Annotated in this window: 9 protein-coding genes, 2 tRNA genes and 1 other RNA gene; 5 read left to right on the plus strand and 7 right to left on the minus strand. The window is 47.8% G+C overall.

Annotation, left to right across the window (positions count from 1 at the left end; genetic code table 11):
• Positions 1-137 precede the first annotated feature (137 nt).
• The 5 genes from GUC46_RS10725 to GUC46_RS10745 all read right to left on the minus strand — a co-directional run bounded on the left by GUC46_RS10725 (position 138) and on the right by GUC46_RS10745 (position 2,029).
• Positions 138-222, minus strand: a tRNA-Tyr gene (locus GUC46_RS10725).
• 36 nt (positions 223-258) lie between these two features.
• Positions 259-390: non-coding RNA, RtT sRNA (locus tag GUC46_RS10730), on the minus strand.
• A 44-nt stretch (positions 391-434) separates the two neighbouring features.
• A tRNA-Tyr gene (locus tag GUC46_RS10735) sits at positions 435-519 on the minus strand.
• Between the two features lie 156 nt (positions 520-675).
• The gene (gene purU / locus GUC46_RS10740) at positions 676-1,518 is read right to left on the minus strand and encodes a formyltetrahydrofolate deformylase (RefSeq protein WP_003020737.1); all 843 of its coding nucleotides are present in this window, start codon (positions 1,516-1,518) and stop codon (positions 676-678) included.
• 55 nt (positions 1,519-1,573) lie between these two features.
• The gene (locus GUC46_RS10745) at positions 1,574-2,029 is read right to left on the minus strand and encodes a YchJ family protein (RefSeq protein ID WP_057101424.1); all 456 of its coding nucleotides are present in this window, start codon (positions 2,027-2,029) and stop codon (positions 1,574-1,576) included.
• A gap of 111 nt (positions 2,030-2,140) precedes the next feature.
• On the opposite strand from GUC46_RS10745, the gene rssA reads away from it, so the two are divergent.
• The 3 genes from rssA to galU all read left to right on the plus strand — a co-directional run bounded on the left by rssA (position 2,141) and on the right by galU (position 5,269).
• Positions 2,141-3,052: a patatin-like phospholipase RssA gene (gene rssA, locus GUC46_RS10750; RefSeq protein ID WP_003020732.1), complete on the plus strand. Its 912-nt coding sequence runs from the start codon at positions 2,141-2,143 to the stop codon at positions 3,050-3,052.
• 90 nt (positions 3,053-3,142) lie between these two features.
• Positions 3,143-4,156 (plus strand): two-component system response regulator RssB, encoded by a 1,014-nt coding sequence (rssB, locus tag GUC46_RS10755; protein WP_003841305.1) that lies wholly within the window; start codon positions 3,143-3,145, stop codon positions 4,154-4,156.
• Between the two features lie 204 nt (positions 4,157-4,360).
• Positions 4,361-5,269, plus strand: coding sequence for a UTP--glucose-1-phosphate uridylyltransferase GalU (gene galU, locus GUC46_RS10760; protein ID WP_003020727.1), 909 nt, complete (start codon positions 4,361-4,363; stop codon positions 5,267-5,269).
• Positions 5,270-5,405: 136 nt separating this feature from the next.
• Here the strand turns inward: galU and hns are convergent, their stop codons facing one another.
• Positions 5,406-5,819 (minus strand): histone-like nucleoid-structuring protein H-NS, encoded by a 414-nt coding sequence (gene hns, locus GUC46_RS10765; protein ID WP_003020723.1) that lies wholly within the window; start codon positions 5,817-5,819, stop codon positions 5,406-5,408.
• 610 nt (positions 5,820-6,429) lie between these two features.
• On the opposite strand from hns, the gene tdk reads away from it, so the two are divergent.
• Entirely contained in the window at positions 6,430-7,047 is a 618-nt protein-coding gene (gene tdk / locus GUC46_RS10770; RefSeq protein WP_003020720.1) for a thymidine kinase, read from the plus strand.
• A 237-nt stretch (positions 7,048-7,284) separates the two neighbouring features.
• Here tdk and adhE read toward each other — a convergent pair whose 3' ends face one another.
• The gene (adhE, locus tag GUC46_RS10775; RefSeq protein WP_003020717.1) at positions 7,285-9,963 is read right to left on the minus strand and encodes a bifunctional acetaldehyde-CoA/alcohol dehydrogenase; all 2,679 of its coding nucleotides are present in this window, start codon (positions 9,961-9,963) and stop codon (positions 7,285-7,287) included.
• A 487-nt stretch (positions 9,964-10,450) separates the two neighbouring features.
• On the opposite strand from adhE, the gene ychE reads away from it, so the two are divergent.
• Positions 10,451-11,098, plus strand: a complete 648-nt coding sequence (gene ychE / locus GUC46_RS10780; RefSeq protein WP_003020714.1) for an NAAT family transporter YchE — start codon at positions 10,451-10,453, stop codon at positions 11,096-11,098.
• Positions 11,099-11,327: the final 229 nt, after the last annotated feature.

The raw sequence follows: 11,327 nt of genomic DNA on the forward strand, positions 1-11,327 counted from the left end.
AAGCGAGCGCCGTAGGCCTGCGTAGTGCATCAGGCAATTTGTGGGCATGTGTCGAGTTTGTAGGTCTGATAAGCACAGCGCATCAGGCAAATAAAGGGCAATGCAGATTGATTTTGTGTTGGTGCTTTATGAAGTGATGGTGGTGGGGGAAGGATTCGAACCTTCGAAGTCGATGACGGCAGATTTACAGTCTGCTCCCTTTGGCCGCTCGGGAACCCCACCAGGGGTATACTAATTTTGTGAGTCTAAAAGAATGAATGGTGGTGGGGGAAGGATTATTCGTCGCTTCGCTCCTCACCCTTCGGGCCGTTGCCGTTGGCAACGTTCTCTCGCTTTCGCTCGAGTCGAACCTTAATCGAAGGTTCTCACCCTTCCCCGACAAGTGCAAACTTCTGTATTGCTCACCGGGATAACTACATCGCTGTAGTAAAAAATGGTGGTGGGGGAAGGATTCGAACCTTCGAAGTCGATGACGGCAGATTTACAGTCTGCTCCCTTTGGCCGCTCGGGAACCCCACCACGGGGTAATGCTAATTACTGGCCTGCTTCTGTTGGAAGCGGGGCGCATCATATCAAATGATGCGCCCCTGTAAAGCATTCCGTTGATAAAAAAGAACTGGTTGCCTGATTTTTACACGCAAAGATGTAAAGGTAACCAATTAACTTATCAATCGATTACAGAATAATCGTTCGGTTACCGTAAACAAAGACGCGCTGAGCCAGAACCTGATACAGCGCACGGCTTAAAACATTTTTTTCAACGTCGCGACCCGCGCGCATCATATCTTCGGCAGTGTAGGTGTGATCAACATGGATCACGTCCTGCATAATGATTGGGCCTTCATCAAGGTTATCATTTACGTAGTGGGCCGTCGCGCCGATGATTTTCACGCCGCGCTCATAAGCTTGATGGTACGGGCGAGCACCAATGAATGCTGGCAGGAATGAATGGTGAATATTGATAATTTTATTTGGGAAGCGTGAAACAAATGTTGGGGTCAGAACGCGCATGTATTTAGCCAACACGACATAGTCCGGCTGGTGGGCGTCGATAGCGTCAGCCATTTTCTGATCATGTTCGTCACGTGTTAAACCTTCATGGCTGACCAGCTCAAACGGAATATCAAACCGTTCAACCAGAGGACGCAACGTCTCGTGATTGCCGATCACCGCGGCGATTTCAACATCCAGCCCGCCATAATTGGCCTTCATTAACAGATCGCCCAGGCAATGCGCTTCCTTAGTGACCAAAATGACGATGCGGCGGCGGCCTGCTGGGGTTAATTCACGAATTGAGCCTTCAGGTAAGGCGCTGTCCAGATCGGCAAGCAGCGTGACGTCGTTAAAAATGCCCTCCAGTTCGGTGCGCATAAAAAAGCGTCCGGTGCGGTGGTCCACAAACTCATTGTTCTGCACGATGTTCAGTTCATGCTTGTAACAGATATTCGTAATGCGCGCGATCAGACCTTTTTGGTCCGGGCAAATAGTACGCAGCACTTTTCTTTGTAATGAATGCATTTGCAGCGGTGATCCTGTTGAGAATGTTTGCAAAATTGATACTGTCGGGCGTTGATTAGCCGCAGCACTTTTTAAATTTTTTACCGGAGCCACAAGGGCAGGTATCGTTTCGTCCAATTTGAGGGCGTGTACCGTCTATATAGTACCACTGACCGTTTTCTTTTAAAAAACGAGAGCGCTCGATAATTGCACCTGTTTTACCTTGTTCAGAAAACCGTGCGACGAAACTGACATAGCCGATATCTTCTGTGTCTGCCGTCTCTTGTTCAAAAACGGTCAGCCCAAGCCATTCAGTATGATTAAATCCTGCGATAATGTCGTCGCGAAACGAGGTCGCATGACAATCTGGATGCCAGGTCCTGATAAGATAATCTGCGTCTTTCATCACAAAAGCACAGTAACGAGAACGCATGAGGTGTGACGGCGTAGGTGCTACTTGCGCGCCGGACACATAACGGTAGCAACATAGGCTATACTCGACAGCGCTACCACAGGGACAAAGCTGAGACACAAAGTACTCCCTGGAATATAAAAACGGCGTAAAAACGCCAGAGTGGCACTATGTTAACTGAGCGGTAGCGATGTTGCTACGTCTGCAAGCCAGGGGAAGTTTGTACGTATAATGAGAAAAATAAAAATTGGGCTGGCGCTAGGTTCCGGCGCGGCGCGAGGTTGGTCGCATATTGGGGTTATTAAAGCCCTTAAGCATATGGGCATCGATGTTGATATCGTGGCAGGGTGCTCCATCGGTTCGCTGGTTGGTGCTGCCTACGCCTGCAATAAGTTGCCTGCTCTTGAAAAGTGGGTATGTTCTTTCAGCTATTGGGATGTTTTACGGCTGATGGATCTCTCGTGGCGCAGGGGAGGTTTACTGCGCGGTGAACGGGTATTCAATCAGTACCGTAATGTTATGCCGGTAGAAGCAATTGAGCAATGCACACGCCGTTTCGCAACAGTTGCTACTAATCTGAGTACGGGGCGGGAGCTGTGGTTTACCGAAGGTGATTTGCATCTGGCTGTCCGAGCCTCCTGTAGCATTCCTGGTCTGATGTCTCCCGTGGCGCATAATGGTTACTGGCTGGTCGATGGCGCGGTGGTGAATCCCGTCCCTGTATCCCTGACTCGTGCGTTGGGGGCCGATATTGTTATCGCGGTCGACCTGCAACACGATGCTCATCTCATGCAACAAGATTTACTCTCCTTCAACGTCAATAGCGATGCCGAATCGGGTAATGATGCTGACGAGCTTTCATGGCATGCCCGCCTGAAAGAGCGATTGAGCAACATTACGGCCAGGCGTGCAGTCACGGCACCGACGGCGATGGAGATCATGACGACGTCTATTCAGGTTCTGGAAAATCGTCTGAAACGTAACCGCATGGCCGGTGACCCTCCAGACATACTGATTCAGCCGTTTTGTCCACAAATATCCACGCTGGATTTTCACCGCGCCAGTGCAGCAATTGCTGCCGGGCAGTTGGCGGTCGAGAAGAAAATGGATGAACTTCTACCCCTGGTGAAAACCAACGTCTAACGCATTTTTTATCAACACTTAAGCTAATTCTGACAGGCGTGAGTGGCAATAGCATGCCACTATTTATTAAAGCCAGTCAGGGGGGAGAATATGACGCAGCCATTGGTCGGAAAACAGATTCTTATCGTTGAGGATGAGCCGGTATTTCGCTCACTCATGGACTCATGGTTTTCCTCTTTGGGAGCGACAACGGCGGTGGCTGGCGACGGGCTTGAAGCACTTGAACTACTTGGACACTTCACGCCAGATCTGATGATTTGCGATCTGGCTATGCCAAGAATGAACGGCCTCAAACTGGTTGAGTATCTACGCAATCGTGGCGATCAGACCCCGATACTGGTGATTTCTGCGACGGAAAACATGTCCGACATAGCCAAAGCGCTACGACTCGGGGTGGATGATGTCCTATTGAAGCCGGTGAAAGACCTTAATCGCTTGAGAGAAACCGTCTTTGCATGTCTTTATCCCAACATGTTTAATTCACGCGTAGAAGAAGAAGAGCGGCTGTTTCGCGACTGGGATGCGATGGTGGACGATCCTGCCGCCGCCGCGAAGCTGCTAAAAGAATTACAGCCTCCAGTGTCGCAAGTGATTTCCCACTGTCGCATTAACTATCGACAATTGGTAGTAGCCGACCAACCGGGGCTGGTGCTGGATATTGCGCCGCTGTCGGATCATGACCTTGCATTCTATTGCCTTGATGTGACGCGGGCAGGGGATAATGGTGTTTTGGCTGCATTATTATTGCGGGCGCTATTTAATGGTTTACTGCAGGAGCAACTGACACAACAAAATCAGCGGTTGCCGGAGTTAGGTACGTTATTGAAACAGGTAAATCATTTGTTGCGGCAAGCCAATTTACCAGGGCAATTTCCCTTGCTGGTGGGGTATTACCACAGCGGATTAAAAAATCTGATTCTGGTATCTGCAGGGCTGAATGCGACATTAAATACAGGTTCCCACCAAGTGCAAATCAGCAATGGCGTTCCGCTGGGTACCTTAGGTAATACGTATCTTAATCAGTTGAGCCAACATTGTGAGTCATGGCAATGCCAAATATGGGGGGCGGGAGGGCGCCTGCGCTTGATGTTGTCTGCGGAATGAACAATTGAGAGGCGTGCAAATGAAATTGGTTCACCCTCCCCGTGTTGTGAGTGCTACTATCAGCGCCAGATTTATTCGTATTTATCTTAATTATACCGACGCGCGTCCTTTTCAGACCAGAAGTTTGTCGCTGTACTGATATACTCGGATGCGATACAGAATGATGAACACGTTCAATACATGAACAGTCCAGGAGAGTTTTAAATGGCTGCCCTTAATTCAAAAGTCAAAAAAGCCGTTATCCCAGTTGCGGGATTAGGAACCAGGATGTTACCGGCTACGAAAGCAATCCCGAAAGAGATGCTACCGTTGGTTGATAAGCCATTAATTCAGTACGTCGTAAACGAATGTATTGCTGCGGGCATCACTGAAATTGTACTTGTAACTCACTCGTCTAAAAATTCTATTGAAAACCACTTCGATACCAGCTTTGAACTTGAAGCGATGCTGGAAAAACGTGTAAAACGTCAGCTGCTGGAAGAAGTGCAATCTATTTGCCCGCCGCATGTGACTATTATGCAGGTGCGTCAGGGTCTGGCAAAAGGTCTGGGCCACGCAGTATTGTGCGCGCACCCTGTGGTTGGCGATGAACCGGTTGCTGTAATCCTGCCGGACGTAATTCTTGACGAATACGAATCTGATTTATCCCGCGACAACCTTGCCGAAATGATTCATCGTTTTGATGAAACAGGTAGCAGCCAGATTATGGTTGAACCGGTAGAAGATGTTACGGCTTATGGTGTTGTTGATTGTAAAGGCGTTGAATTATCCCCGGGCGAAAGCGTCCCGATGGTTGGCGTGGTTGAAAAACCAAAAGCTGATGTAGCGCCTTCTAATCTGGCCGTTGTGGGTCGTTACGTTCTTAGTGCCGATATCTGGCCTCTGCTGGCTAAAACCCCTCCGGGAGCGGGTGATGAAATTCAGCTGACAGATGCAATCGATATGCTGATTGAAAAAGAGACGGTTGAAGCTTATCACATGAAGGGCAAAAGCCATGACTGTGGTAATAAACTGGGCTATATGCAGGCGTTCGTCGAATATGGTATCCGCCATAATACTCTCGGCGCTGAGTTTAAAGCCTGGCTGGAAGACGAGATGGGTATTAAGAAGTGACCTTCTGGTATTATCTGGTCAGAACGGCGCTGTATTAACAGCGCCGTTTTTTTATACCTAATGCGGGTAGGGCTGAGCGAAGTACCAGTAAAAAAAATCCCGCCAATGGCGGGATTTTAAGCAAAGTATTTCTGAATTATTCCTTGATCAGGAAATCGTCCAGTTGTTTACCTTGCTCTTCCATTGCTTTTTTGATCACTGCCGGTGTACGACCCTGACCAGTCCAGGTTTTAGTTTCACCGTTTTCGTCAACATAGCTATATTTAGCCGGACGTGCAGCGCGTTTAGCTTTGGTGCCAGATTTAACAGCAGCCATGCTATTCAGCAGTTCGTTCGGATCAATGCCGTCAGCGATCAGCATTTCACGATATTGTTGCAGTTTACGAGTGCGTTCTTCAACTTCAGCGGCAGCAGCGCTTTCTTCTTCGCGACGCTCGCTAACTACAACTTCTAATTTTTCCAGCATTTCCTCAAGCGTTTCCAGAGTGCATTCTCTTGCCTGCGCACGAAGAGTACGGATGTTGTTCAGAATTTTAAGTGCTTCGCTCATTGTAGTAATCTCAAACTTATATTGGGGTGGTTTGTTGAGCTAATAATAGAGCGATAAATTCAGTTGTGCAATAGCCAGGAATGTAAGGAATTCAAAATTGCGCTTTATTTAGTAACAGAATTAATTCTCCTGTCTTAAATTCCCCATGATGTTGGGCATAAAAAAGGCTTATTGGCGAGGGGGCTTCTCAGCGGTTGAGAGTAGAAATTCAAGATTCAGGTCACATTTTATGGTGTACAAATAGTATCTCTTTGCAGTGATTTCAACCTTTTGTATTAGTTTTGCTTACGTGAATTCGCTAATACATGGTGAGAGTGGGTAGATTCAATAACAATATGGGAAGGGTTTCTTTATTGCCGTATGATGATAAGTGACATTGATAAATTTCATGAGCACTATTTGTGAAAGAGAGTGTATATACGCGTCCGAGCTTGGGCTGTATGGTCGATGGTTGTATGCTCTCTCACAACCTGCTACTGAAATTCAGGCGGCACTGAGCGGGCTTGCCCGCGCATTTATACGCCTTTGGGCGCAACGCTACACCGACACTTTCGTGAAATATGATACAATCCCGCGCATATTTATTTCCCCATGTGAGGGCCTTCGGTCAATGGCACAGCTATATTTTTACTATTCTGCAATGAATGCCGGTAAGTCGACTGCATTGCTGCAATCTTCGTACAATTATCAGGAACGTGGGATGCGTGCTGTTGTATATACAGCGGAAATTGATGACCGTTTTGGTGCTGGAAAAGTAAGTTCACGTATAGGTCTGTCGTCGCCTGCAAAATTGTTTAACCAAAATTCATCATTGTACGAAGAGATTCGTGCTGAAAATGAGCAGCAAAGAATTCACTGTGTACTGGTTGATGAGTCACAGTTTCTGACTCGACAACAGGTTTATGAATTATCTGAAGTTGTCGATCGGCTGGATATTCCCGTGTTGTGCTATGGCTTACGCACAGATTTCCGTGGTGAATTATTTGGCGGCAGCGAATACCTGCTTGCGTGGTCTGATAAGCTCGTTGAATTAAAAACCATTTGTTTCTGTGGGCGTAAGGCCAGCATGGTTTTACGTCTTGATCAGTCTGGAAGGCCCTATAACGAGGGCGAGCAGGTGGTTATTGGTGGGAATGAACGCTATGTGTCGGTATGCCGTAAACACTACAAACAGGCGCAGTCTGAGGGCTCTCTGACGGCGATACAAGAACGACACAGCCACGATTAACCCTGCAGGCTTCTGAGCGCTTATAAATACAGGGTAGGCCGGGACATTCGTCAATGTTCTCTACCCTGTCAGACTCTCTTCTGACGGCTATTCTCACATCTTCCTGAATACATCTCTTACCGTGCCATTCTATTCACATGGTTAAATTGGGGATCACTCAATTTTCATAACAAAAGACGAAAAAAAACGGTCCCAACTGGGACCGTTTATGGTGAAACTAAAACTTATCTGAGAAAATTAAGCGGATTTCTTCGCTTTCTTTTCTGCTTTCGGTGCAGCTACTGCTTCAGTCTTAGCGGTGGTCTGGCCTTCGCTGTACTCACGACCGTAGTATGTATCCAGCAGGATCTGTTTCAGTTCAGCAATCAGCGGGTAACGTGGGTTTGCACCAGTACACTGGTCATCAAACGCATCTTCAGACAGTTTGTCCACGTGTGCCAGGAAGTCAGCTTCCTGAACGCCAGCTTCACGGATAGACTTAGGAATACCCAGCTCAGCTTTGATTTCTTCCAGCCAGCCCAGCAGTTTCTGGATTTTCGCGGCAGTACGGTCGCCCGGTGCGCTCAGACCCAGATGGTCTGCGATTTCAGCGTAGCGACGGCGTGCCTGCGGACGGTCGTACTGGCTGAATGCAGTCTGTTTAGTCGGGTTGTCGTTCGCGTTATAGCGAATAACGTTGCTGATCAGCAGGGCGTTCGCCAGACCGTGAGGAATGTGGAACTGAGAACCCAGTTTGTGCGCCATTGAGTGACATACACCCAGGAAGGCGTTAGCAAACGCGATACCGGCGATGGTTGCTGCACTGTGTACACGCTCACGTGCTACCGGGTTCTTAGAACCTTCATGGTAGGACGCCGGCAGGTTTTCTTTCAGCAGTTTCAGCGCTTGCAGAGCCTGACCGTCGGAGAACTCAGAAGCCAGTACGGAAACGTAAGCTTCCAGAGCGTGAGTTACGGCATCGAGACCACCGAACGCACACAGGGACTTCGGCATATCCATCACCAGGTTGGCGTCAACAATCGCCATATCCGGAGTCAGCGCATAGTCTGCCAGCGGGTATTTCTGCCCAGTTGCATCGTCAGTAACAACCGCAAACGGAGTCACTTCAGAACCGGTACCGGAAGTGGTGGTGACGGCGACCATCTTCGCTTTCACACCCATTTTCGGGAACTTGTAGATACGTTTACGGATGTCCATAAAGCGCAGCGCCAGTTCTTCGAAGTGAGTTTCCGGGTGCTCGTACATAACCCACATGATTTTCGCGGCGTCCATCGGGGAACCGCCGCCCAACGCGATGATTACGTCTGGTTTGAAGGAGTTAGCCAGCTCAGCACCTTTGCGAACGACGGTCAGAGTCGGGTCAGCTTCAACTTCAAAGAACACTTCGGTTTCAACGCCAGCAGCTTTCAGAACGGAGGTGATCTGGTCTGCATAACCGTTGTTGAACAGGAAGCGGTCGGTCACGATCAGCGCACGTTTGTGACCATCGGTAATCACTTCATCCAGTGCGATTGGCAGAGAGCCACGACGGAAGTAGATAGATTTCGGAAGTTTGTGCCACAACATGTTTTCAGCTCGCTTAGCAACGGTTTTCTTGTTGATCAGGTGTTTAGGACCAACGTTTTCAGAGATGGAGTTACCACCCCAGGAACCACAACCCAGAGTCAGGGAAGGTGCGAGTTTGAAGTTGTACAGGTCACCGATACCACCCTGAGAAGCTGGGGTGTTGATCAGGATACGTGCGGTTTTCATCATCTGGCCGAAGTAAGCAACACGTTCTGGCTGGTTGTCCTGGTCAGTGTACAGGCAAGAGGTATGACCGATACCGCCCATCGCAACCAGTTTTTCAGCTTTAATGACTGCGTCTTCGAAGTCCTTCGCACGGTACATTGCCAGTGTCGGAGACAGTTTTTCATGCGCAAACGGTTCGCTTTCATCGACAACCGTCACTTCACCGATCAGAATCTTAGTGGTTTCTGGTACGGAGAAGCCTGCCAGTTCAGCAATCTTGTATGCCGGCTGACCAACGATAGCTGCGTTCAGCGCGCCATTTTTCAGGATAACGTCCTGGACTGCTTTCAACTCTTTGCCCTGCAGCATGTAGCCGCCGTGAGTCGCAAAACGCTCACGTACTGCATCATATACAGAGTCAACCACGACGACAGACTGCTCAGAAGCACAGATTACGCCGTTATCGAAGGTTTTAGACATCAGAACAGATGCAACAGCACGTTTGATATCAGCGGTTTCGTCGATAACAACAGGGGTGTTACCTGCGCCTACGCCGATAGCCGGTTTACCGGAGCTGTATGCCGCTTTAACCATGCCTGGACCACCGGTCGCAAGGATCAGGTTGATGTCCGGGTGGTGCATCAGCGCATTAGACAGTTCAACGGAAGGTTGATCGATCCAGCCGATCAGATCTTTCGGTGCGCCAGCAGCGATTGCTGCTTGCAGAACGATGTCTGCTGCTTTGTTAGTTGCATCTTTTGCACGCGGATGCGGAGAGAAGATGATGGCGTTACGGGTCTTCAGGCTGATCAGTGATTTGAAGATCGCAGTAGAAGTTGGGTTAGTGGTTGGAACGATACCACAGATGATACCAATTGGTTCCGCAATAGTAATGGTACCGAAAGTGTCGTCTTCAGACAGTACACCACAGGTTTTTTCATCTTTGTAAGCGTTGTAAATGTATTCAGAAGCAAAGTGGTTTTTGATCACTTTATCTTCGACAATACCCATGCCGGATTCGGCAACGGCCATTTTCGCGAGAGGGATTCGAGCGTCTGCGGCAGCCAGAGCGGCGGCACGGAAGATTTTGTCAACCTGTTCTTGAGTGAAACTGGCATATTCACGCTGGGCTTTTTTTACGCGCTCTACAAGTGCGTTAAGTTCAGCGACATTAGTAACAGCCATGATGCTCTCCTGATAATGTTAAACTTTTTTAGTAAATCATCTGCTCGATACGAGAGTATAGACAGACCGACGAAAATTTGTGTAACGGTTTGAAAATCAAACGGTTAATTAACGTCCACTTTACTTTGATTTACTAAAAGAGCTTATACGCTAGTGCCAGTTAACTCTAACGCGTTACCTCCAGGTGGCGTAAGCAAGATTACTCACTTCTGAGTAGTAATTGCGTGATCTGGATCAAAAATTCGCAAAGCTGACACCTTTCAGCAGGCCCTTTTAGCGTTTCTCGTCAAGTGTTAATAAATTGACGTAATGAATGCTAATAACGTTAGCATAATTAATACATATTAATAACACTGAGTATTGGTAGCGTATTTACGTAGATATACGAAGATAGAAGGTGAAGTATGCTGACAAAAGGCGTATCTTCAGCGCGGATTTTATCAATTTTTATGACTCATTTTATCCGGCTAACGCTTCGGAGCTAACCGTGATCCAAACGCTATTTGATTTTCCTGTCTATTTTAAATTTTTCATTGGGTTATTTGCGTTGGTCAACCCGGTAGGGATCATCCCTGTCTTTATCAGTATGACCAGTTATCAAACTGCTGCAGCGCGAAATAAAACCAACCTTACGGCAAACCTGTCGGTCGCTATCATTCTGTGGACTTCGCTGTTTCTTGGTGATGGTATTCTGCAACTTTTCGGTATCTCAATAGATTCGTTCAGGATTGCCGGCGGCATTCTGGTTGTGACTATCGCGATGTCAATGATTAGCGGAAAACTAGGGGAAGATAAACAAAACAAACAGGAAAAATCAGAAACTGCAATTCGTGAGAGTATCGGCGTTGTACCGTTGGCATTGCCGTTGATGGCGGGCCCGGGGGCGATAAGCTCAACTATTGTTTGGGGTACGCGATATCACAGTGCGATTAACCTGTTTGGCTTTTTTGTCGCGATTGCGCTGTTTGCCCTGTGCTGCTGGGGGCTGTTTCGCATGGCGCCATGGCTGGTACGACTGTTGGGACAAACTGGCATCAACGTCATTACCCGTATTATGGGGCTACTGTTAATGGCCTTGGGTATCGAATTCATTGTTACAGGTATCAAATCCATTTTCCCTGGTTTGCTGGCCTGATATCTCTCTTCTGTACAAACGGAGTCGGTCCCGGCTCCGTTTCCTTTCATTATCAGTAAAACTTCTCACTAAAGTTGAAAATCAGCATAGTGATAATAAAAAATGCTGATGGTTATTCATTTGTTTATTCATTGATTTTATGAATGTAACACTCATCCATCTGCCAGAGAGAGCCTGATATCGCTGTTATTTAATTAACATCATACTCTGGGGCTTGCTGAAGGATTAT

The sequence above is a fragment of the Citrobacter sp. LUTT5 genome (genome assembly GCF_009905315.1).
GTDB lineage: Bacteria > Pseudomonadota > Gammaproteobacteria > Enterobacterales > Enterobacteriaceae > Citrobacter > Citrobacter freundii.